Here is a 20,392-nt window from a genome sequence, read left to right on the forward strand (position 1 = left end):
GATCAGACTCCCGTTCCGGTGATGCGGATACCTGCGTTGGGCTCGAGCACCACCGGGACGGTGATGCGGCGGGCCTGGACGGTGTACATGTCGCGCTCGTCCTTGCGGATCGACTTCCCCTCGAGGCCGTCGTAGCCGACGTAGCCGGGGGAGGTGATCTTCTCGTCGGCCATGCCGCCGAGCTGGTCCCGGTCCACGAGGATCGGGTCCGAGAAGGGCACGTGCTGGGACGTCACCCAGGTGAGGCCCAGGTAGTCCGGGATCACGCCAGAGAGGACGAAGTTCCCGGACTCGCGGGGCACCAGGTCGCTCTTGATGAGCGACGCGGCGACCTTCGCGAACTGGGTCGGCTTCAGCGCCACGACGGAGTAGTCGAAGCTCTCCTCGATGTGGTCCTCCTCGGCCTTCGCCTTCGCGGACAGCACGGTGTCCACGATCGCCTCGCCGCTGGTCCACTGCGCGGGCGCGGCGAAGGTCTGGGCGACCTTCGAGGCGATCACGCCGAGGGCGGTGCCGTCGATGTCGCGGATCATGCCGTTGGCGATCTTCCGCAGGCCGCGGTCGACGGGGTTGATCAGCAGGCGGCTGATCGCTTCGTCGGTCACGTCGGAAGCGAGACCCGTCTTGCGGGTCTTCGCCGAGGCGAGCTCGCCCGTGGTCATGACCGTCTTCGGGTACTCGCCGCCGGGAGCGATCGCCTCCGGGGAGTCGGCGGGGAAGATCTCCTCGCCGGTCTCGTAGAGGATCGCGCCGCCCTCGGCGGTGAAGCGGCCCGCGAGGAGGTAGTCCGCGATGAACTTGTGGTCGAGGATGGTCGCCAGCCGCTTCCGCAGGAGCGACGGGGTCTTCATCAGGTGGTGGATCTCCGTGGTGGTGAGGTCGGAACCGACCTTCACCGGAGTGCCGGGGTAGCTGTAGGCCACGATGAGCCCTCCTTTCAGGCGAGGTGGAAGCGGACCGAGGCGGTCGCGCCATCAGCGGCCGCCGCGAGCGCGAGGCCGATCGTGCCGGTCTCGGCGGTCGCGACCTTGCCGTCGGTGGCAGCCGCGACCCGATCACCCGCCGCGATCGCGCCGGCAGCGATCGGACGCTGCACGGCACCGGAGTAGACGGTGACGAGCTCACCCTCGGCGGCGTCGAAGCCGGCGACGCCGGCGACCTTGGTGGAGCCGGCGGCCGCGTGGGCGACGGTGCGTTCGCCGGTGATCTCGACCAGGCGGCCACCGGTCACGTCCGCCGAGGCGGTGAAGGTGACGGCGTCGCCGGGGCTGAACTGGGGCAGGTAGTCGGCCATGCTCAGGCCTCCTTCTCGGTGGTGGGCCAGTACTTCGCGTACACGGCGTCCTCGTCGGTCGACTCGTCGACACCGCCCGTGAAGCCCGCGGGCGCCATCGGGATCGTGCCGGGAGCCAGGGAGGCGAGCACCTCGGTGGCGCCCTCCTCGTCGGCGGCCAGCTGCGCGAGCCAGTGATCCCGGCGCGCCGGAGCGACCCGGCCGTCCTGGATCGCGGCATCGACGACGCCGGCGCGGCGGTCGGAGATCTGCTGGGCGCGGGCCTCGGCACCGGCCCGGGCGTCAGCGCGCAGCTGCTCGACCTGGTCGGCGTCCATGAGCACGGTGCCCTCGGGCGGGGAGAAGCGGGGCGCGGGCTCGGCACGCTCGGCGAGCGCCTCGTCGACGGCCGCGAGGATCGTGTCCTCGGTCGCGTCGGCGTCGGTGATGCCGAGCCGGTCGATCAGCCCCTTCTTGATGGTGTCCGACATGGGGTCGGGTCCTTCCTTCTGGGTATGGGTGGGTTCCACCGGCTCGGCCGGAGGCTTGTGGTCGCCGTCGGCGAGCGCCGCGGCGAAGTCGTGGTGATACGGATGCCCGAGAACGGACGCTCCGCCATCACGCTGAACGGCGCTGGCTGCTCGGCCAAGCGGCGGTGCGGGGGCGTCGGCGCGGCCGGCATGGGCGAAGATCGACAGGTCCAGGCTGTTCTTCACGTCGGACTTGTCGCGGTCGGTGTCGACGCGGTCGGCGAGACCCGCGGTGACGGCTTCCTCGGCCGAGTACCAGGTCTCGGCGAGCATCGCCTCGCGCCAGGTGGCAGGTTCGCCGCCGGCCTTCTCGGCGTAGATCGAGGCGATGTTCTCGCTGACGCGCGTGAGGTCGTCGGCCATCTTCTGCATGTCCTCGGCGGGGCCCCAGCAGAGGCCGGAGGCGTCGTGGATCATCAGCTCGCTGTTGCGGCCCATCACGACCTCGTCGGCGCCCATGGCGATGAAGCTCGCGGCGGACGCGGCGATCCCGTCGATGTGCGCGACGACGTGGGCCTCGGTGCGGCGGATGACGTTCAGGATCGCCATCGCGTCGAAGACGTCACCGCCGGGCGAGTTGATGAACAGATCGATGCGGTCGGAGTCGAGCGCGGTCCAGTCGCGGACGAAGTCCTTCGCGGTGACCCCAAACCATCCTCCGATTGCGTCGTAGAGGTAGACCTGCGCGGTGCGGGTCTCCTCGTCGGACGCCATACGGAACCAGCGCTCGGAGCGCGGGAGGGGCGGGGTGCGGCGGGTGTCGGTCATGTCCCCTCCTCAGGGGTCGGAGCGGGCTTGTACTCGCGCGCGGTGTCGGCGTCGGCCGGCGGGAAGGAGTACATCGTGCGGATGTGCTGCTCGAGCTTGTCGTCGGCGGTGAGCGCACCGCACTCGATGAGCGCCCGGATCCCCTCCGCCGTGGCGGGGTGGCGGGACCCGATCTCGTCGAACACGATCCGCGGGGCGGGCTCCTGCTCGCCCCAGTTCAGATCGACGAGGTCCTCGACGATGTGCTGCGTCGCGACGGACGCGATGTCCTGCGCGACGGTCTGCAGCGAGAGGGTGAAGAAGTCCGCGAACGTCTCGCCGAGCGCGTAGGAGCCCGTCGAGTTGTCTCCGCCGAGGTTCAGGAAGTTCGCGAGCACGGCGCGGGCGATCTGCTCGTCGTAGTAGCGGATCGGCTTGTCCGCGTCGGGCAGCGCACCGGACACCCCGGCGAGGGTCAGCTTCGCCCCGTGAGGGATCGACGCTCCCGCGTTGTTCCCTGACCGGACCGCCTTCGAGATCTGCAGGCCCGCGGTCACGTCGTTCTTCGCCCAGTCCTCACGCTCGGCGAGGGTGCCCATCACGGGCGGCTCCGCGCCCTCGTAGACGGGGATGCCCATGCCGTTGCGGTCGACGGTCTGCGCCTGGACCCGCAGCAGCCGGTCCTTCAGCATCCAGAACTTGTACGCCGGACGGAGCAGCGACGAGCCGAGCCAGTTCCCGCCCTCGCGGTCGTTGACGTAGACCACGAGCCGCTCGATGCCCATGCGGGAGTCGGTGCGGCGGTTGCCGAGGCCGTGCTGCTCGAGCGCGATCAGACCACCATCGGCGGCGACGTCGACCTTCGAGATGGTCCGAGGCGGGCGCCATCCCAGCTTCCGCAGCCGGGCCCGGCCCTGCTCGTCGAGCCGGTAGACCTGCTCGAACGGGGAGTGCCCGAACACGAGCATCAGCAGCGCGAGTCGGAGATGCTCTGACCACGCGAAGCGGTCCCTGGTGCGGACCACCGGCCGCGCCGGCTCGCCCTGCACCTGCAGGCCGAGGTCGTCAGCGATCAGCTGCACCACCTCAGGCCGAGCGCCGTTGGGGTCGATCCGCCACTCCGTGCGCCGGATCGGGAGCGTCACGGCGCGGAGCACCGAGATCACCTGCGCGTCCTGGCGACGCATCCGGTCGTACACCTCGAGGTTCTTCGGCCAGATCAGCTCCGGCGTCTCCTCGAGGTCGTCGATCGCCGACCACCACGAGTTGCTCGTCGAGGCGTAGCCCTTCTCCGTCTGCGGAACCGTCACGCTCCACCTCCTCTCAGAATCCGATCGTGTTCAGGTCGTCGGCCGGGTCCCACCGGTCGCCGACCTCGGCGAGTCCCGCGTCGTCGAGCGCGAGCGCCGCCGGCGGCGGCGGTGTCTCCTGGACTCGCTTCTTCATCAGCCACAGCGCACCGATCCACGCGATCAGCGGCGCCACGTCCACCGGCGAGCGCTTGCGGTCGATGACCCAGCCGTCGCCGAGCTCCTTCCGCTCGGCGAGCGCCGCAGCGTTGTCGAGCGGGGGCTGCTTGTTGTGGCGGACCTTGCCGTCGCGGACGTCCTCGAAGGAGTCGCCGTGCGCGATCAGCAAGTCGCCGCCCTGCCAGGGCTCGACGGGGATGTCGAAGCTGGGGTCCTCGTCGAAGTCCTTGAGCAGCCCGGAGATCGGGGCGCCCTTGGTCTGGCCGGTGACGGCCTGGAAGCGGGGCCGCCACTCGTGGGTGAGGAGCCAGTCCTTCACCCAGTCGTCGCCGTGGCGAACAGCGCGGACCTCGACCTGGGCGGTGCCGTCGGCGCGGGTGCCGGCGAACGTGACCCAGGTCTGCGACTGGTTCGCTGACTTGTCCAGGCCGACCCAGACCGGTCCGACGAGGCGGTCCGCGTCGGCGACCTGCTGGGTGCCGTCCGGCAGCGTCTCCGGCTCGTTGGTGGTCTCCTCCCACGACCCGGGCGGGAAGATCCCGTCGACGGTGCCGTCGGGCCACTGGCAGAGCACCTCGGTGCGGAACACCCACTCGGGGTCGGTGCGGCAGTCGGAGGCGAGCTTCTTCTCCCGAATGCGGTAGCCGAGGAGGGGGTTGGACTGGGCCCATCCGTCGCGGTCGCGGCGGTCGATGCCCGGCGTCGCGGAGTACTCGGCAAGGAACAGCGTCTCCTCGTCCTGCTCCCAGTCCTCCGGGTCGTCGTCCTCGTAGAGCTCGTCGTCGTCCTCGAGCGAGGCCTCGATGTCGAGCTCGGTCGGGCCGGCGGCGGGCAGGACCTTGTTCAGGCCGTCCGGGTCGCCGACGACGGCGTGCGCCATCTTCCGGAGGTACGAGAGGACGACGGAAAGGGCGTCGCCCGCGTTGGACAGGCCGAGCACGAGCGCGTAGTCCTGCGCCTGGGTCGTCTTGGTGATCGCGCCCCAGGCCGCCCAGTTCTTCTGCTCGCGGAGCTCGTCGAGCATGATCAGGTTCCCGGAGAGGCCACGGCCGGCGGAGCGGGATGCGGCCTTCACCTTGTAGCGGGAGCCGTTCTCGAGCACCAGGGTCTTCTTGCCGTTGACCCGGATGACGTTCGCGACGAGGTCGGAGAGGTCGTCGTCCTCGTCCTCGGTCTCCTCCAGGAGGAGGTTGACCGCGTCCTCCCAGATCTCCTCCGCCGTCTCGAGGTCCTGCGCGGTGCCGAGCACCAGCGGCCACTCCATCTCGAGCATGAACCACAGCGCGAGGACCTTCGAGATGGTGCTCTTGCCGTTCTGCCGGCCGACGAGCAGCACCGCGGTCTGGAACCGCAGCGACCCGTCCTCGTTCCGCTCCAGCAGCCGGATCACGAACGACCGCTGCCACGGGTACAGGTGCACCCGCAGCACGTCGGTCGCGAACTCGATCACGCGGAAGCCCCACGACGTCGCCGGGGTCAGGAGGCGCTTCGGCGGCGTGACGATGCGGGGCTCGGTCGAGCCGTAGCGCTTCCCGTCCGCCGGCGGGCCGCCGACCGCGGCACGGTACTCGGCGCCCACGTTGATCTCGTGGAGCGGCACCGTCGGCCGGTCGAGCACGGCGGTCACGCCGAGTCCTTCACGATCCGCATCGACGACGCGCGCCCGCCCTTCTTCGCGGGCTTCTTCGTCGCCTCAGATGGCGGGGTCGCTGGTGTCACCTGCAACGCGGCGCAGCCCTTGAGGTAGGACGGGATCGTGCCGTAGGCCGCGGACTGCATCGCGTGGAGCCCAGAGCGCTGCGCCTCGTCGATCAGCCACGCGAGCGTCTTCACCGCCTCGATCGTGCCGGCGTACTCGGCGCGCCCCTTCAGGTGCTCCGCCGCGGCCACGGACTTGCAGGTCGCGTCGTACATCGTGCCCCGACGCCGCTTCGGCATGCTGTTCGGCGGCGCGAACTCAGCACCCCACGTGTTCAGCTGCTTCGTCATGTCCTGCAGCGTGCTGATCGAGGGGTTCCGGACCATCCGCCCGGTCGCATCCTCGATGCGCACGCCGTTCTCCTGGACGTCCTCGGCGGCCTTCCGGAAGGCGTGCACCTGGGTGCAGTACACCTCGAACCGAGTAGCGTCCACCGAACGGCCCTCGGGCATGCGCCCCATGACCTCGTCCCAGATCGCTCGGACGTCGTCAGACAGGTGCTCGGGGGCCTCCATTCAGCACCTCCCGTCGAACGTGCCGGACACGAGCGGTGAACGCCGACATCGGGCCCGAGTAGCGGATCCTCCGCGCCACACCGGTCGCCGGCATCCGCGGGTAGGCATCGAGAGACTCACGGATCAGCGGCTCGAGCTCGTCGAGCCGGTCCATCGCATCCCGCCGGTACACCACCGGCCGAGACGGATCCAGAGCACGGCGCACCGTGTTCCGCGAGATCCCCAGGTCCCGAGCGATCGCCCGGATCGGAGTCCCCTCGGCGGCGAGCGCTCGGATCGGCAGCCGATCGTGCACCACGATCACCTCCCTGCCCGGGTCCACATTCCTGCATGGTCACTCATGACCAGGCATACCCCCTCACGCCCTCCGGGGGGAGAGGCCGGTCGCGGCGGTCCCCGGCCGGGAGGCGGGGGGCCGGATCTTCCGGCACCCCCTGCATGACTATGCATGCATGCGTGGGTCAGGTCACAGCTCAGCTCAGGTCATCAGGCCCAGATCGTCTGGCTCGTCCAGGACGCTCCACGAGACGAAGCGCGGCGCTGCGTCGTCGTGATCGAAGGCGGTCCACCAGCGGTTGATGCCCGCGAGCGTTCGGACCATGTCGTCCCGGCCACGAGCCCGGACCCGAGCAGCCGACACCTCGGCCGGCTCGAGCACGAGCATCACGTGCGTCGCGCGCACCAGCTCCGCCCAGCGGCGCCGAGCCGACGACGTCGCGCCCGCTCGGATCACCACCGCGTCGGCGTGCCGGCGGCGGCCGAGGTCGTCGAGCGCAGCCTGGAACTGGGACTCGGTCGTCCACGCCGCGTCGTCCCGATCGAACACCTCGAGCCCCGAGGCCCGGGCCGCGGTCGTCTTGCCCGCACCCGGCGGGCCGCACAGCAGCACCACTCGACGCACCGCTCCACCTCCGTCCATCGACCGGCTCGGCAGCAGAAGGAGTGGCCGCCGCCGAGCCGGCCGAGACGAGGGAGCACGACCGGGCGCGCCGAGCGAGGCGCCGCGACCAGGTGCTCGACCCCGAACCCCGGAGCAGGTAGCAGCACCCCGGGGCGATCAGGAAGACATGACCCCGAGGTCCGCCGGGTCCCCGGGCCCCAGCCCCGTGTTGCACAGCAGGTGGGCCGGGGCCCAGTTCGACGGCTCCCACCTCAGGTGAGGGAACGCGCTCTGCGACTTCACGTGCTGGACCGAGCACGACGACGGGTGCGGGTAGCGGAGCGAGTAGTCGATCGGCTGCCGGCAGATGCAGCACGGCGAGCCCTGGGCCTCACCACGCCGACGCACGAACTCAGTCGCCTGCTTCTTCCGCCGACCACCCCACGCAGGGAGGACAAGACCGTCACTCACATCGACCCCACCTCCTCGAGGACTCGCGACCATGCGAGAAAGGGGTGCCGGCGGCTCGGGTCCGAGCAGGGGACCAGGAGCGTGGCAGGGCTGGCCCGGCCGCCGGCAGACATGGCAACGGCCCGCTCCGCGAAGCGCGGACAGGCCGTTGGGTGCAGTACACCAAGATCACGTTCAGGATGGGATAAGCATGGGATAGCGTCAAGGACCCCCAAGTCCGCGCGGCGTGTCGCGCGGCCGGAGCCACCGAAGTGCACGCCCCGGAAGGCGCAGCGCCCAGCAGACCGCGCCGTAGATCGCCCACCACACCGGGTCGATCACAGGCACATGCCCGCGCCGGCGACGCACGCCCTCGAGGATCCCTCCGAGTAGCAACACGAGACCGACGACGAGGTAGAAGACCACGAGCCCGGCCATCATCGCCGCCTCCTCGGTCGAGCCTCCGACACACGGCGCACGACCTCGGGAGTCAGCAGGTGCAAGGCACGCCCACGGACGTACCCATGGACCGGCAGCTCCTTCCGCGACCACTCGGCGGACAGTCCGTACATCTTCGTGATCCACTCTCGGTCCACGACCAGACCTTCAGCCTTCTGTTCGGCGTGCACGAGCCACCTCCCGCATCTCCTCGAGAGTCCCGCCCGACGTCGCTGCCTCGATCACGAGATCCCGCATCGACCTCGACGGCCGCCACAGACCCATCAGCCCGCGAGCCTTCCGACGCAGCTCGAACAGCTCCGGCCACATCTCGTCGACATACCAGGCCCGAGCCACGACGAAGCCGGCGTTGCTCCTCAGCCACCGAGCGACCTCGGCGGTGTTCCCTCCCGTCGCGACCCAGGCGCCCGACGGTGTCCTCGTCCACGACGACCACGCTGGGTCGAGCTCCTCGAGCCCGCACTCCTCGGCCGCGAGGTCGCACCACGGCACGAGCACTGCATGGATCTCCCGCGCCAGATCGAGACCCGACACGTTCACCAGCACCGCGGAGCCTGAACCACCACCCGACGGCCCCTCCACCTTCCGCTTCGGCCACCGAGGTAACACCCGAGCAGCCTCCTCCAGATCATTGACCATCCCCAGGAACTGGTTCACCCGGGGATCCACCATCACCCTCACCGCTTGCCCCTCCTTCTCCGACCACGCTTCCGTCTCCTCCCAGGCGGGGCCGCCGTGCCGGCGGCCCCCTGCCCGGTCCTGCCCTGCCCTGCCCGGCCCGTCCCGTCCCTACCCGTCCCGGGAAATCCGGATCCTTCCGCCTCAGCTTCCAGAAGCGATCTGCCGGGAGCGTTCCGCCTGGCTGAATGCGGTTTCTGGACGACCTCAGGTGCGACCTGATCGAGCGTGAGGTCCGCGTCAGATGCCGCCGAGCGGTGACCTGCGCGCTGCTCGCCGCCGGTGTGCGGCGCCGCGTCAGCAGGCTCCTCGGTGGCACGCGCAGGCACCGCGTGCTCGTCGGCCGGGGCGTGCCCCCGCGCAGTCCCGTGTCGCTGTTCGCCGCTGGTGTGCGGCGCCGCGGGCTCCGGACGCGTCTGGGGGGCTGCAGGTCGCTGTTCGCCGCTGGATGCGGTCGCCGCGGTCCCTGTGCCCTCGGTGGCCGGCGCCGCCCCGGGGACGGGGCGCGCGTCGGGTCGGGTCTGGGCTCCCGGCCGGCGGTCCTTCGCGCCGCGCTGGCGCTTCGGGATCGTCAGGCCGAGCTCGGTGAAGACCGTGCCGTTCTCCGCGAACCACGCGAGCGTGGACTTCGAGAAGTAGCGGACGGACTCCTTCGGCGCGGCGAGCAGGGGGTAGCGCTTCGAGCGCTGCTCCCCGGCGTCCCGCCGACCGCCGTTGCACGACCGGCACGCGACGACGAGGTCGTCAGCGGACTGGGCGCGCTGGCCGGGCTTGAGGTGGTCGTACGTGCCGCCCCGGCCGCCCTTGCGGTCGAGCCAGTTCACGACCTCGCCGCAGTAGCGGCACGCATCGCCGTCCCGCACCCTGACGGGCAGGACCAGCGAGAGGTCAGCGACGTCGGCCTTCCGGGCGTTCTCCCAGTCGATCTCCTCCCGGGTGCGGAGGTGGTGGAAGTCCCCGTCGGCGACGAGACGGATCATGCGCCGGCCGTCCTCGACGACCAGCTCCAGCAGCCCCGTCTGCGAGGCCTGCACGAGCAGCAGCTCGTAGCGGGGGCTCAGCGCCATCGCGGTGCCCATCGACACCCGGTAGTCCGAGCCCTGCTGCGCCGCCTGGATGAACATCCGCGACACGAAGCCGTACACCTCGTTCACCGACCACGGCTCCGCCGTCTCGAGCTCGGCGATGTCGAGCACCCGCTCGTCCATCGCCGCGGTGTCACCCGTCTTTAACCAGGCCACAGGCCCATCCCTTCCTCAACTCGAACACGCACACTCGCCCGTGACGGGGTTGATCACCCGGTCACAGGACCCACAGGTCTCAGCCATCGCTCATCACCTCCTCCCTCCTCTGCTCGGTCCCCGCCCGTGCTCGAGCAGCTGCCGGCGAGCGCCGGCGCCGTCGCGCGGGGTGAGCGGGAGCGGGGTCGCCCGGGCCGCGAGGACCTGGACGAAGCCGAGGGCGTCGCGCACGGCGGCGCGGATCCGGTCCCAGATCGCGTCGAGCCAGTCGCGCGCGAGGCGGTTCGAGGGGGCCATGGCCGCGCGGGTGCGGCGGCGCTTCCGGATCGCGCGGCCGCGACGGCGCCGGCGGGGCTGCGCGGTGATCATCGAGTCGCCTCCCACGGGATGACGAGGCGGGTCATCGGAGCCCACACCTAGGGCAGGGCAGGCGAACGGGAACCATCTGCGGCGCAGGTGGCGACAAGTGAGTGATGTTGATCTGGCTCCTCGCCCGCTCCTCCTCGGCTTCGATGGGCACGAGAGCCGTCCAGCCGACCATCGCACCGTCGCTGACGAGACCGTCTGTAGACCGCCAGAAACCAGTCGTGGTGCGTGGATACGCGGGGAGCTTGTGGGCGTGGTCCATGCCGGCCCCTTGGGAGTGTCGCGCCAGCGTTCCGCTAGGCAGTGCTTCGGCCTGCTCGGCGCTGGTGATCGGGGTCGGGACGTAGATCGTCGTGGTGCTCATGCGTCACCGTCCTGGCGCTCGAGCGTGGCGGTGAGCTCGCGGACGGCGTCGGCGTGGTCGAGGATCGCCCACGCGATCATCGCGGTGGCGCCCACCTGGGCCTGCTCAGGGAGCATCGGTCGCGTGCCGACCTGCTCCGCGACGTCCGCTGCCGCTTTCGCGAACGGCCGGTCGCGCAGGTACTTCTTCATCTTCGGGTCCATCAGAGTCGGCTCCAATCGATCTCGCGGGTGTGGATGAGCATCGGCAGGCCCAGGAGGGTGCCGTGGAGGACGTTGTCGTCCGTGACCGGGAGGCCGAGGCCCTCCGCGCGGAGGCTGTAGAGCAGCACGCCGGGGGAGCGATGGAGACGCCACGGCTTCCCGTAGACACGGTCGGCCCAGTCGGTGATGCGGAACATCGCGGCGGGCTTCTCGTCGCCGACCTGGCTGTCTTTCGACAGCAGCGGGACGACCTCGCCGGCGTACGGGTGCGGGTCCTCATGAGGTGTGCGGGCCACGGGGCCTCCTTCGGGCAGGGCGGGAGTAGCAGGCGACGCAGTCCGGGTCCTCGACGAGCGCGGCGCGGTCGTCGAGGAGAACGGGGACGCCGCAGAGGGTGAAGCGGGCGCCGTCGTCGGGAGTGCCGATCGAGGCGACGACGTGGGCGACGCGGCCGCGGCGCAGCCGGACTCTGGTGCCGGGGCGGTGGCGGGGGATCATCGGTCACCCGCGTCGGCGCGGTGGACGAGCTGGACGAAGTCGGCGCGGAACGCGGTCTGCTCGACGGCGGTGACCTCGTAGTCCGCGCCCGAGAGGTGGAGGTCCGTGCCGAGCAGGTCCCGATCCCGGTGGATCGTGTACTTCCCGCCGTCCTCGGGACCACCGCGGAAGAGCACGACCTGCCGGCCACGATCCACAGGCTCCGGCAGCTCCGGGCCCGGGGGCTCCGGGGCCGGTGGTGGGGGCGGGCAGGAGTGCGCGGCGTATAGGAACGTCCACACCGCGGCGGAGCCGGCCCAGAGCGCGAGGATCCAGTCCTGCGCGAGCAGCGCGGGGATCACGTACCCGCCGGCAGCGATCCCGAACACGCACGGCGCGACGAGGCGCAGCACAGCACGGGCACGACGAGGTAAGCGGGTCATCTCTTCTCCTCGTCTCGTCGGGCGGCACGGGCGGTTCGTTGCGCGGCGATTCGCTCCCGGGTGCGGCGCATGTCCTCTGCGATTCGTGTCCCGGCGGCTTTGAGCCACGCGGCCTGCTCGTGGGCGGACATGGCGACGATCTGTTCTGCGCGCTCGCGTTCCTCGCGCTCGGCCTGTTGCGCGGCCAACCGCATATCGGCGTCGTTGGGGTGGTACGGCATCAGCGGGCCTCCTCGTCTCGTCGGGCGGCACGGGCGGAGTCGAGCGCCTGGATCGTGGGGCAGGGGTACGGGTAGTCCGTGCAGTCGAATGCGTCCTCGGGGCAGCACTCGGTGCAGAACTGCTGGCCGGTCGGCTCGTTGAGGCAGAGCTCGTCGCCGCCATGGCTCGCCGTGCTCCACTCGTGGGACTCGGACTCGGTGCAGTCCTCGGCGAGGGTGTAGACCTGCGCGGGGCGGTGCAGCTCGCGCACGGCCTTCTCGGCGTCGGTCGGCTCCTGCGCGGCGATGTGGGTACGCGTCCACAGTGCGCCGATCTCGAAGCCGATGCGTCGGTTCATGCGGGCGTGGGCGGGAAGCGGGCGGCCGTCCGCCTGGTCCCGGGACCATCGCCGCTCAGCTTCTGCGCGTGCGGCCTCGGTGAAGGGGTCGGTGGTCATCGGGGGTCCTCCTCGGCGACGACACGGACGCGCATCGCTGCGAGGTGGTCCGCGAGGGCGCGCCGTTGCTCGGGGGTGAGCGCCCCGCCGAGCGCGGCGGCGTTGGCCTGCCGCAGGGGCTCGTCGATCCCCTCGGATCCTTCGGGGCGCGGCGGGTCCAGGAGGCGGCGGCTCACGAAGCCGGTGGGGTCGGTGTCCGGGATCGCCTCGCCGTCCGTGAACGGGCCACGCATCCCGCCCGCATGGTTCCGGGTGATGTACTTGGCCCCGGCGGGGATCATGCCGTCCGCGGGGACGTGGGCGGCGTCCCACGCGGCGTCCAGGTGCTCGCGGGCCGTCATCGCGTCCGGGGTGAGGGGGCGGGGCTCAGCGGCGCGGAACCGCTCGTGGCACTCGATGTTCTCTCGGGCCAGCACTCGCACACTCGCCAGAGCCTCGTCCCGCTCCCGCTCGGCCTTCTCGCGCTCACGCTCCGCCTTCCACCACATGGCGTGGTAGTCCACCGCGGCGTCGGCGTTCTCGGCCTCCTTCTCGATCAGCGCCGCCGCGACACCGCCGTCGGCGTAGTCCGGGGATTCGTGGCGCTCGTACGCGCCGAGGGTCTTGTCGGTCATCGGGAGTCCTTCGGGATCGGGTGGTGGGTGATGGTCACGGCCGGCTGCTCGCCGGGGCGCTTGGTGACGGTCTGGGAGGGGTGGCAGGGGCAGTCGAGGGTCCGCTCGTGACGGCGGGTCTGCCGGGCGGGGATCTGGTGGAGGACCTGCATCACGCCGCCTCCGCGCTGGGCTTCATGCGGCGCCGCTCGCTATCGGACGTGCCGCCCCAAACACCGAACTCACTCCGCTCGAGCGCGAGGGCAAGGCACTGCGCACGGACCGGGCAACGGCGGCAGATCGCCTTCGCCTCCCGCGTCGAGCCGCCCTTCTCCGGGAACCAGAGATCCCCGTCGACCTGGGCGCACAGCGCGTTGGCCATCCACGGCTCGGGCCGGGCCAGGGTTCCGTCCATCACGACGCCACCTCCTGCAGGTGCTTGCTGATCCACTTCGCGAGCAAGGGATGGGCCTGCTCGTGCTCGTACGCCATCTCCGCCGCGCGGCGCCGCACCTCCGCGACGGGGCGGCGGGACACCGCGGCCTGCGAGACGACGACGAAGTCGCCGGCGCCGGTGCGGTCGATCCGGACCGTGGGGTCGCCGGGCAGCAGCTCCACGCCCTCCGCCTCGGCGAGCTCGAGGAACGGCCACCGCACATGCCGGGCCAGCCGCTCCCGCGTCAACCCGCCGTAGTACGGGAACGTCGCCACGAACCGGCCACGCGCCGTGACCTCCCCGGACCGGGCCTGCTGGGCCGCGCTCATGCCGCCACCTCCGACGCCTCGGGGGAACGGAGCCGGCCCGCGGGGTGGCCGTGGAGCACCGCGCGCCTCCGCGCCGTCTCCCACGACCCCCACCCCAGACGGCGCGCCGCCCGGTCGAGGTCCTCACCCGTCGACGCCAGGAACAGCAGCTCCTCCAGCCGCTCCACGACGTCGTCACCCTCCACCGACTCGACAGCCGGAGACGCGGCGGGATCGTCGATCTCCTCGTCGTTCCACATCGCTGGCGGAACCCAGCCGTGGCGCTCCGCCCAGCGGAGCGTGCGCGTGACCGCGGCGCGCTGCGGCGCGGTCGCCGACGGCGGCGCCACATCCCACAGCCCCTCGTACAGTGCCCGGACAGCACGAGCGAGCCGCCCCGACGCCGTCCCCGTCCGCTCGATGTTCGACAGCGTGTTGTGCTCGACGCCCAGCCGGATCGCGAGCGCCCGACGCGACCAGCCCCGAGCATGCAGCGCATGAAGCCTCCGCAACGTGCCCGTCGCATCAATCACCCCGCCATCAGCGGCCGTGTCGATCGACACCCGGACCGCGAGCAGCCGCCGCGCCGTCCCGGGCTCGATACGGCGCTGCGGCGCACCATCTGCCCGAGACGGGTCCCGGTTGATGATCTTCGCGACCGTCGACGGGGACACGCCCGCGAGCTCGGCCACGCGCCGGTACCCGATCCCCGCGGCCTGCAACGCACGGACATGCTCACGGACCGGGCCCGCGTCCACCCGCCGAGGCTCCGCACCGATGAACGCATCCAGCCGCCGACGGCGCTCCTCCGCGGTCGCGGCGTCCGTGCAGGGAGCGCACCGGCACCGGTCCAGCTTGTACATCGTCGCGGTGCCGTGCACGTGCCTGGCGTGCTTGTGGGTGCACTCCCGGGCGACCCGCGGCGCCCGCACCATGTTCGGGCCGGTCATCGGGCCACCGCCGTCTCCGTGAGCGCGTCCCACCAGGCCCGCGCCCACATCGCATCACCCATCGCGGTGTGCGCGCCGGCCACCGCCGGCGGCTGCTCCCCAGCGATCCGCGACAGCTCGTAGGAGCCCTCGGTCAGACCGACCGTCGCGAACGGACTGCCGGCCTCGCGGGCCTGCGTCCACGTCACGAGGTCGATCGGATGGTGATGCCAGGCAGGGGAGTGGCCCCAGCGGCCGAGCATCGCGGCGAGGATCGGCAGGTCGTAGCCGGCCACGTTCGAGCCCACGACCGTGCAGCCCGGCGTGAGCCGACGCGACAGCCACAGCGCCGCCATCTCCTCCGACAGCCACCGCGCACGGCCATCCCGCACCCGCCGATCCTCGAAGCGACCCACCTCAAGCGCGCGCGGGTCCGCGTCGGTGAGGTCGACGTCCGAGACCATGATCCAGGTGCGCTGCTCGGTGCCGTCGATGCGGCGCTCGATCGTGGCGATCTCCCACGGCCTCGCCGAATGCACGTCCAGGGACGTCGCCTCGATGTCGAGGAACACCAGCTTCCTGTCGACGCGGAGCATCAGAGCGCCCCCTCATCGATGACCTCGCGCAGACGCGCCCGCCACTCGGCGAGGGACCGCTCATCGATCCACGGCGCCCGGTGCTCCTCGTCCTCGCGGTGCTCGCTCGAGGGGACGTAGGCGACGAACTCCTCCGCAAGCGGGAACACCGCCACACGGCCCAGCATCCGGACATGCAGCTCGACGCCCAGCGCCGTCGCGGCTCGCGCCACCCGGCCCCACTGCGCCGGCGAGAAGAAGATCCCCGAGTCCAGAGCGACCGCCGGGCGCGGGTCCAGTCCGCGCTGCACCACCTCGAACGCCTGCAGGGCGAGGTCGAACGACGACTTGTCGCCCCGCTCGAGCGTCATCGGGTCCTCGGCCACGTCGACCGTCAGCGACGACCCATCGATCAGGCCCGACACGTCCCGGATCGTCATCTGCCGCTCCGACACCTCGACCGCGAGGCGGTACTCCTGCGCGGAGACCTCCTTCGGCAGCGTCACCTTGAACACCGAGCCGATCGCCTTCACCTGCGCGGCCGGGATCGAGAACGCCCCGAACCCGTCGACGTCCTCGGTCTGCACCAGGCCGGCCGCCGCCGCGCCGCCGTTCAGCGCCGCCAGCGACAGCCCGTCGTGCCGGGATAAGCAGCGCACCGCCGCGTAGGACGGGAAGTCCTGCGGCCGTGCCTGGAACAGCCCCACCGCGCCGAGCATCCGGCAGAACTCAAGGCCGTACACCTCGAACGAGATCGACGTGCTCATGCCGCCTCACCGCTTCCGGCGAGCGCGCGCTCGATCTCGGGGATTGCCTTGGCGAGAGCGTTCGCGGCGTCCTGGAGGCCCCCGATGGAGTAGCGGAGGTTGGCGAGTCGTGCTGCCTCGGTGCCGGTCGCGGCCGCGAGGCGGAGGGCCCGCTGGAAGTCGCGCACGCTGACCTTGCGCTTTTCGAGGTCGGACCGGAAGGACGAGAGCTCGAAGCCCAGCTCCTTCTCCAGACGTCCGAGGTCGTCGAGCCGGTGCTTGTCTTCGATGCTCATCTGGGCGGGGGCTTCTCGCTTCTTGAGGTACGCGGTGCGCTCTTCGACCTGGGCCTGGACGATGCGCTGGACCTCGTCGTGGCGCTGCTCGTGCTCGAGGGTCTCGAGGCGAGCCATGAAGGACCGCACGGCCCACCACGGCGGGGAGTGGTCGAGCTTCACGCGGGCCTTGACCGCGATCTGCATGCGGCGGCCGCGCGCGGTCCGGGGCGGGAGCATCAGGCCCCACCCGTCGGGGAGCTCTTCAGGCGGAACGACATCGGTCGAGGGCGCGACGATCCACCACTGGTGGCAGGCATCAGCCCAGGCGTCGGCCTTCCCGACCTTCGCGAGCTCGTTGCGCCAGTCCGCGCGCGAGACCTTGAGCTCGTGGCCGACGAGGATCCGCCCGGACGCTGAGGTGAAGCCCGCGTAGAGCGCGTCGGCGCGCCGGATGCCCGGGCCGCCCCACGCCCCGTTCGGCGACACCTCGTGCGCGAACACCCCGCCGCGGCGGGAGCTCGGCTGGGTCGTCTCCGCGATGTAGTGCCCTCGGAGCTGCTCGAGCAGCTGCGACGTCTCGCTCATGCCGCCTCACCGCCCTCGGCGAGCGCCTCGGCGCCGTCGGTGTCGTCGGCCGGGGTGGCGTCGTGGGGGATGCCGGTGGCGAGGAGGATCGCCTGCTGCTCAGGGGTCGACCAGGTGTAGCCGGTGCGCTCGAGGAGCTGGCGCAGGGTGTTGCTGGGCTCCCAGTAGGTGCTGCCGCGTTGGCCGCGGGCCATCATGCGGTGGAAGCTGTTGAGGTCGTTGCCGTGGTGGCTGAGCCAGATCAGGGCGCTGATCGGCCAGGTGGCGAGGGTCTTTGTGACCTTGGCCTTGCCCTCGGTGCCGGTGATGGCCTGGAGGAAGTCGATGCCGGCCTTGTCCTCCCAGTACTTGCCCCAGCCGATCCTGACGACGCTCTGGACTGCGAGGTCTCGGGCCTCGTCGTCGGGGTGGAGGGTGGGGAGGGTCTTGGCGAGGTGCTGCTCGCGGTGGATGCGGGCGGCGTCGAGGTCCTCCTCGGTGATGTCGTCCCACGGGTCGTGCTTCGGCTCCGGCTCGGCGTCGGGCTCCTCGGTGTGGGTGGTCTCGGCGTGCTGAGCGGCGACCTGGTCGCAGCCGGCCTCGAGATCGCCGCGGTACTCGCCGTGGGTGATGAGGCGTGCGGAGTGGCCGGGGCAGTCCTCGTGCTCGGCGATGATCAGCTTCGTCCACGCGTCGTCTTCGAGGCCCGCGGCGGCGGCCTTGATCGCGGGCGTGGTCCAGCCCTCGTGGACCAGCTCGCCGACGGAGACGAAGTCCGCGTCGTCGTCGGCGAGGCGGATTCCGAGCTTCTTCGCCTTCTTCTTCGCGTCGGCGAGCGCCTGCGCGGTCTCGCGGCGCTGCTTCGCGCGGGAGACGGCCCAGTCGAAGTTGTAGGTGCCGGCGGCGTCCTCGAGCTGCTCGACGGCGTCGGGGTCGTCGCTGTACTCCGCGATGATCAGGGCGTCGTCGACGGTGATCTGGCCACGGTGGACCTTCTCCCCGGTGTCGTCGGCGAGCTTGCCGAGCTTCACCCGCTCGGAGACGCGCTTCTTGCCGAGCGCGGTCTGCTTGGCGACCTCGGCCTGGGTCATGCCGAGGTCGAGCATGTCCTGGACGAGGCGGGCCTCCTCCACGGCCGTGAGCTGGTCGCGGAGGATGTTCTCCGTCGCCATGAATGCCAGCTGCGCCTTCGGGTCCGTGAGGTCGCCGCGGATCTGCACGGGCACCTCGGTCAGGCCGACCGCGTGCGCGGCGGTGAGGCGGCGGTGGCCGCCGAGGACCACGAAGTCCGTCCAGCTGTCGTCCCGCGGCGCGGCGACGAGGGGGACCTCGATGCCATGCTCCCGGATCGACTCGGTCAGGTCCTCGACCTGCGCGGCGTCGATGCGGGGGTTCTGCTCATGCGGGTGGAGCACGTCGACGTGCACCATCTGCACCTGCTCCATCACGCCCTGGGTCTGCTCCATCACTCCTGCTCCTCCTGGTCTTCGCCGGCCTCCATGGCGCGGCGCCTGATCTGTCCGGAGATCTCGTCTCCGAGCCCGCGCAGCCGATGGCCCAGCGCGAGCAAGTCCCTGTCCTCCATCACCGGGAGCGCCGCAGCGACCTCCCGGACGAGCCCCGCCGTGACCTCGTCCCGCCACCGCCCGCACTTCGCGTTGTGGTGGTTCCCGCGCCACGACTGCTCCATGTCGCCCCTCTGCCCGGCCGGCCACGACTTGCACAGCAGCCCGCCGTGCTGATCGCGCCACACCTGGAACAGGCCGACCCCGCCCTCGAGCGCGTACCGCTCGGGGACCAGCGGGGTCCAGACCTTCCCGTGCAGCCCCCACGCCCACCACACATCTGCACCGCAGTCCTCACAGACCGGTGCCGGACGCGCAGGACGCGGAGTCCCAGGGCGACGACTCCTCACCTGCCGGCCACCTCCCGGCGAGCGCGGCGCCGCACCTCGGCGGCGAGCGCGGCCGAGTCGCCGACTGTGCAGTCCAGGACCGCCCAGACCACGAAGCCGATCGCGCCGACGATCACGCCGGCGAGCACGACCTGCACGGCCAGGGTCAGCAGGAACAGGAGCGCGCTCATGCCCCCTCACCCCCGCCCGGGAGGGCCTTGCCCGCGGGGTGTGCGGCCTCGGCACGGCGGTGCTCGGCGTCGTGCGCGCGCTTCACGCGGGACGCCTCGGCCTTCACGTGCTCGACGCGGGAGAACCCGCACGAGCAGCCGACGATGAACCGCAGGTCCTCGTCCCGGAACCCCGCCTGCGTCACCTGGGCGCGGGGGAGACGGCGGCCGGTGGGGAAGGGGAGCAGCTGGCCGGTCATGCCGCGGCCCTCGAACGAGCTGCCGCCGCGGCGCGCCGGTCACGGATCGCCTGCTCGAGCTCCTCGATCGAGGGGCCGCCCGCGCACTTCGCCTGCCGCGCCGCGTCCTCCACGCTCGTGCCGTCGAGGCCGAGCATCCGCGCGCCGCCAGCAGCGAGGATCCGATCGAACTCCGTGCCCGTCGGGTTCGCGAGGCGGGCATCGATCCCCGCCTGCACCTGCTCCCGGATCTTCTGGGTCGTCTCGGTGATGGTCATGACGGGTCCTTCCTGTGCTTCGGGGCGGTCTCCGCGAGAGCTCGGACGATGTCTCGGGGGATGCGGCGGACGCCTCGGCGCCGGCCGCTGGGGCGGGAGCGGGGGAGCGCTCGGTGGCGCGGGGCGGTCATGCCGCGAGCCCCGGGAGCTCGATCTGGCCGTACCGGAAGCGGCGGAACAGGACGTCGAGGCCCTTGCCGGTGATGCGCACCTGGGGCGCGGACGACGCGCGGGTCTCGCCCGTCTTCTGGTCCGTGTAGACCCGGGCCTTCGTGACGAACAGGCCCTGCTCGATGTAGCGCTGGTAGGCGTGCGGACGCTTCTTCGCGTCGCGGTAGAGGTAGCCCCACTCCACGAGCTGGTCCACCAGGCGGTTCTGGCCGATCTTGGCGACGCCCTGCTCGAACAGGACCTTCGCGGCGCCCTCGTAGGACCAGGAGCCCGCCGACGAGACGATGTGGTCCCAGGCGGCGGCCTTCGGCTGCTGCTCGGCGACGGTCGCCTCGAGCGACTTGATCTTCCGGTTCGCGGACAGGACCGCGCGAGCCATCAGCTCGTCGTCCGACATCTCGACGTCCTGCGCCGCTCGGAACCGCTTCTCCGCGTCGATGAAGTAGCGACGCACCTGCTGCCCCCGCTCAGACCGCTGGAGCATCGCGATCTCCTTGGCGGTGTCGATCGTGAGCGCCCAGTCCCGGCGTGGCCTGCCGCCGAGGGGGTTCTCACCGGATCCGGGGAGAACCTCGGAGTAGTCAGTGCCGGCCTCGAAGCCGTACGTGAACATCTGCGCGGCCCACGTGGTGAAGTCGCGCCCGATGCCAAGCCCGGTGTGCAGGGCGCGCATGGAGACGGCGATGCTGCCGTCGTCGTTCTGCTGGATGGGGATGAGGTCGTTCATCGGGTAGCCTTTCGGTGAGAGCACTTCGGTGT

General features: G+C 71.3%; 33 protein-coding genes. All 33 read right to left on the minus strand.

Going from position 1 to position 20,392, the window contains the following annotated elements; translation table 11 throughout:
* Positions 1–2: 2 nt before the first annotated feature.
* The gene (locus tag HMPREF3159_RS17700) at positions 3–923 is read right to left on the minus strand and encodes a phage major capsid protein (RefSeq protein ID WP_070501499.1); all 921 of its coding nucleotides are present in this window, start codon (positions 921–923) and stop codon (positions 3–5) included.
* 14 nt (positions 924–937) lie between these two features.
* Positions 938–1,294, minus strand: a complete 357-nt coding sequence (locus tag HMPREF3159_RS13080; protein ID WP_070501501.1) for a capsid cement protein — start codon at positions 1,292–1,294, stop codon at positions 938–940.
* A gap of 2 nt (positions 1,295–1,296) precedes the next feature.
* On the minus strand, positions 1,297–2,571 hold the full coding sequence (locus tag HMPREF3159_RS13085; RefSeq protein ID WP_070501503.1) for a head maturation protease, ClpP-related: 1,275 nt from the start codon (positions 2,569–2,571) through the stop codon (positions 1,297–1,299).
* The gene (locus HMPREF3159_RS13090; protein ID WP_070501504.1) at positions 2,568–3,860 is read right to left on the minus strand and encodes a phage portal protein family protein; all 1,293 of its coding nucleotides are present in this window, start codon (positions 3,858–3,860) and stop codon (positions 2,568–2,570) included. Before HMPREF3159_RS13090 ends, HMPREF3159_RS13085 begins: the two co-directional genes overlap by 4 nt.
* 13 nt (positions 3,861–3,873) lie before the next feature.
* The gene (locus tag HMPREF3159_RS13095) at positions 3,874–5,646 is read right to left on the minus strand and encodes a hypothetical protein (protein ID WP_070501506.1); all 1,773 of its coding nucleotides are present in this window, start codon (positions 5,644–5,646) and stop codon (positions 3,874–3,876) included.
* Entirely contained in the window at positions 5,643–6,233 is a 591-nt protein-coding gene (locus tag HMPREF3159_RS13100; RefSeq protein WP_010549666.1) for a P27 family phage terminase small subunit, read from the minus strand. The genes HMPREF3159_RS13095 and HMPREF3159_RS13100 overlap by 4 nt, the downstream gene beginning before the upstream one ends.
* Complete coding sequence (locus tag HMPREF3159_RS18215) at positions 6,208–6,555, minus strand: helix-turn-helix domain-containing protein (protein WP_010549665.1); 348 nt, start codon at positions 6,553–6,555, stop codon at positions 6,208–6,210. The genes HMPREF3159_RS13100 and HMPREF3159_RS18215 overlap by 26 nt, the downstream gene beginning before the upstream one ends.
* A gap of 156 nt (positions 6,556–6,711) precedes the next feature.
* The gene (locus HMPREF3159_RS13110) at positions 6,712–7,134 is read right to left on the minus strand and encodes an ATP-binding protein (protein WP_141748227.1); all 423 of its coding nucleotides are present in this window, start codon (positions 7,132–7,134) and stop codon (positions 6,712–6,714) included.
* Positions 7,135–7,785: 651 nt separating this feature from the next.
* Positions 7,786–8,004 (minus strand): hypothetical protein, encoded by a 219-nt coding sequence (locus HMPREF3159_RS13120; RefSeq protein ID WP_070501512.1) that lies wholly within the window; start codon positions 8,002–8,004, stop codon positions 7,786–7,788.
* Between the two features lie 165 nt (positions 8,005–8,169).
* The gene (locus HMPREF3159_RS13125) at positions 8,170–8,703 is read right to left on the minus strand and encodes a hypothetical protein (protein WP_070501514.1); all 534 of its coding nucleotides are present in this window, start codon (positions 8,701–8,703) and stop codon (positions 8,170–8,172) included.
* Positions 8,700–9,941 carry a hypothetical protein gene (locus tag HMPREF3159_RS13130; protein ID WP_070501516.1) on the minus strand — a complete coding sequence of 414 codons (1,242 nt, stop codon included), beginning with the start codon at positions 9,939–9,941 and terminating at the stop codon, positions 8,700–8,702. The genes HMPREF3159_RS13125 and HMPREF3159_RS13130 overlap by 4 nt, the downstream gene beginning before the upstream one ends.
* A gap of 93 nt (positions 9,942–10,034) precedes the next feature.
* On the minus strand, positions 10,035–10,310 hold the full coding sequence (locus HMPREF3159_RS13135) for a hypothetical protein (RefSeq protein WP_141748228.1): 276 nt from the start codon (positions 10,308–10,310) through the stop codon (positions 10,035–10,037).
* Positions 10,311–10,341: 31 nt separating this feature from the next.
* A complete protein-coding gene (locus HMPREF3159_RS13140; RefSeq protein ID WP_070501520.1) occupies positions 10,342–10,671 on the minus strand; it encodes a hypothetical protein in 330 nt (109 codons plus the stop codon).
* The gene (locus HMPREF3159_RS13145; protein WP_070501522.1) at positions 10,668–10,874 is read right to left on the minus strand and encodes a hypothetical protein; all 207 of its coding nucleotides are present in this window, start codon (positions 10,872–10,874) and stop codon (positions 10,668–10,670) included. The genes HMPREF3159_RS13140 and HMPREF3159_RS13145 overlap by 4 nt, the downstream gene beginning before the upstream one ends.
* Positions 10,874–11,170, minus strand: coding sequence for a hypothetical protein (locus HMPREF3159_RS13150; RefSeq protein WP_070501524.1), 297 nt, complete (start codon positions 11,168–11,170; stop codon positions 10,874–10,876). The genes HMPREF3159_RS13145 and HMPREF3159_RS13150 overlap by 1 nt, the downstream gene beginning before the upstream one ends.
* Positions 11,151–11,372, minus strand: a complete 222-nt coding sequence (locus HMPREF3159_RS13155) for a hypothetical protein (protein WP_070501526.1) — start codon at positions 11,370–11,372, stop codon at positions 11,151–11,153. Before HMPREF3159_RS13155 ends, HMPREF3159_RS13150 begins: the two co-directional genes overlap by 20 nt.
* Entirely contained in the window at positions 11,369–11,794 is a 426-nt protein-coding gene (locus tag HMPREF3159_RS13160) for a hypothetical protein (protein WP_141748229.1), read from the minus strand. Before HMPREF3159_RS13160 ends, HMPREF3159_RS13155 begins: the two co-directional genes overlap by 4 nt.
* The gene (locus HMPREF3159_RS13165) at positions 11,791–12,015 is read right to left on the minus strand and encodes a hypothetical protein (protein ID WP_070501530.1); all 225 of its coding nucleotides are present in this window, start codon (positions 12,013–12,015) and stop codon (positions 11,791–11,793) included. Before HMPREF3159_RS13165 ends, HMPREF3159_RS13160 begins: the two co-directional genes overlap by 4 nt.
* Positions 12,015–12,452, minus strand: coding sequence for a hypothetical protein (locus HMPREF3159_RS13170; protein ID WP_070501531.1), 438 nt, complete (start codon positions 12,450–12,452; stop codon positions 12,015–12,017). The genes HMPREF3159_RS13165 and HMPREF3159_RS13170 overlap by 1 nt, the downstream gene beginning before the upstream one ends.
* A complete protein-coding gene (locus HMPREF3159_RS13175; RefSeq protein ID WP_070501533.1) occupies positions 12,449–13,066 on the minus strand; it encodes a hypothetical protein in 618 nt (205 codons plus the stop codon). Before HMPREF3159_RS13175 ends, HMPREF3159_RS13170 begins: the two co-directional genes overlap by 4 nt.
* On the minus strand, positions 13,063–13,218 hold the full coding sequence (locus HMPREF3159_RS17560; protein WP_168165432.1) for a hypothetical protein: 156 nt from the start codon (positions 13,216–13,218) through the stop codon (positions 13,063–13,065). The genes HMPREF3159_RS13175 and HMPREF3159_RS17560 overlap by 4 nt, the downstream gene beginning before the upstream one ends.
* Positions 13,218–13,460: a WhiB family transcriptional regulator gene (locus HMPREF3159_RS13180; protein ID WP_070501578.1), complete on the minus strand. Its 243-nt coding sequence runs from the start codon at positions 13,458–13,460 to the stop codon at positions 13,218–13,220. Before HMPREF3159_RS13180 ends, HMPREF3159_RS17560 begins: the two co-directional genes overlap by 1 nt.
* Positions 13,460–13,810: a hypothetical protein gene (locus HMPREF3159_RS13185; RefSeq protein ID WP_070501535.1), complete on the minus strand. Its 351-nt coding sequence runs from the start codon at positions 13,808–13,810 to the stop codon at positions 13,460–13,462. Before HMPREF3159_RS13185 ends, HMPREF3159_RS13180 begins: the two co-directional genes overlap by 1 nt.
* Positions 13,807–14,670: a hypothetical protein gene (locus HMPREF3159_RS13190; protein WP_141748230.1), complete on the minus strand. Its 864-nt coding sequence runs from the start codon at positions 14,668–14,670 to the stop codon at positions 13,807–13,809. The genes HMPREF3159_RS13185 and HMPREF3159_RS13190 overlap by 4 nt, the downstream gene beginning before the upstream one ends.
* Positions 14,671–14,735: 65 nt before the next feature.
* The gene (locus tag HMPREF3159_RS13195; protein WP_070501538.1) at positions 14,736–15,314 is read right to left on the minus strand and encodes a 3'-5' exonuclease family protein; all 579 of its coding nucleotides are present in this window, start codon (positions 15,312–15,314) and stop codon (positions 14,736–14,738) included.
* The gene (locus HMPREF3159_RS13200) at positions 15,314–16,060 is read right to left on the minus strand and encodes a hypothetical protein (RefSeq protein ID WP_070501540.1); all 747 of its coding nucleotides are present in this window, start codon (positions 16,058–16,060) and stop codon (positions 15,314–15,316) included. The genes HMPREF3159_RS13195 and HMPREF3159_RS13200 overlap by 1 nt, the downstream gene beginning before the upstream one ends.
* On the minus strand, positions 16,057–16,902 hold the full coding sequence (locus HMPREF3159_RS13205) for a hypothetical protein (protein WP_070501542.1): 846 nt from the start codon (positions 16,900–16,902) through the stop codon (positions 16,057–16,059). Before HMPREF3159_RS13205 ends, HMPREF3159_RS13200 begins: the two co-directional genes overlap by 4 nt.
* Positions 16,899–18,347, minus strand: a complete 1,449-nt coding sequence (locus HMPREF3159_RS13210) for a ParB/RepB/Spo0J family partition protein (protein ID WP_070501544.1) — start codon at positions 18,345–18,347, stop codon at positions 16,899–16,901. Before HMPREF3159_RS13210 ends, HMPREF3159_RS13205 begins: the two co-directional genes overlap by 4 nt.
* Positions 18,347–18,724 (minus strand): hypothetical protein, encoded by a 378-nt coding sequence (locus tag HMPREF3159_RS13215; protein WP_070501546.1) that lies wholly within the window; start codon positions 18,722–18,724, stop codon positions 18,347–18,349. The genes HMPREF3159_RS13210 and HMPREF3159_RS13215 overlap by 1 nt, the downstream gene beginning before the upstream one ends.
* 68 nt (positions 18,725–18,792) lie before the next feature.
* Entirely contained in the window at positions 18,793–18,966 is a 174-nt protein-coding gene (locus HMPREF3159_RS17565; RefSeq protein WP_168165433.1) for a hypothetical protein, read from the minus strand.
* Complete coding sequence (locus tag HMPREF3159_RS13220; RefSeq protein WP_070501548.1) at positions 18,963–19,205, minus strand: hypothetical protein; 243 nt, start codon at positions 19,203–19,205, stop codon at positions 18,963–18,965. Before HMPREF3159_RS13220 ends, HMPREF3159_RS17565 begins: the two co-directional genes overlap by 4 nt.
* On the minus strand, positions 19,202–19,462 hold the full coding sequence (locus tag HMPREF3159_RS13225) for a hypothetical protein (protein ID WP_070501550.1): 261 nt from the start codon (positions 19,460–19,462) through the stop codon (positions 19,202–19,204). Before HMPREF3159_RS13225 ends, HMPREF3159_RS13220 begins: the two co-directional genes overlap by 4 nt.
* 127 nt (positions 19,463–19,589) lie before the next feature.
* Complete coding sequence (locus HMPREF3159_RS13230) at positions 19,590–20,360, minus strand: phage antirepressor KilAC domain-containing protein (RefSeq protein WP_070501552.1); 771 nt, start codon at positions 20,358–20,360, stop codon at positions 19,590–19,592.
* Positions 20,361–20,392 lie beyond the last annotated feature (32 nt).

The organism is Brachybacterium sp. HMSC06H03, from assembly GCF_001807385.1.
Taxonomy (GTDB): domain Bacteria; phylum Actinomycetota; class Actinomycetes; order Actinomycetales; family Dermabacteraceae; genus Brachybacterium; species Brachybacterium conglomeratum.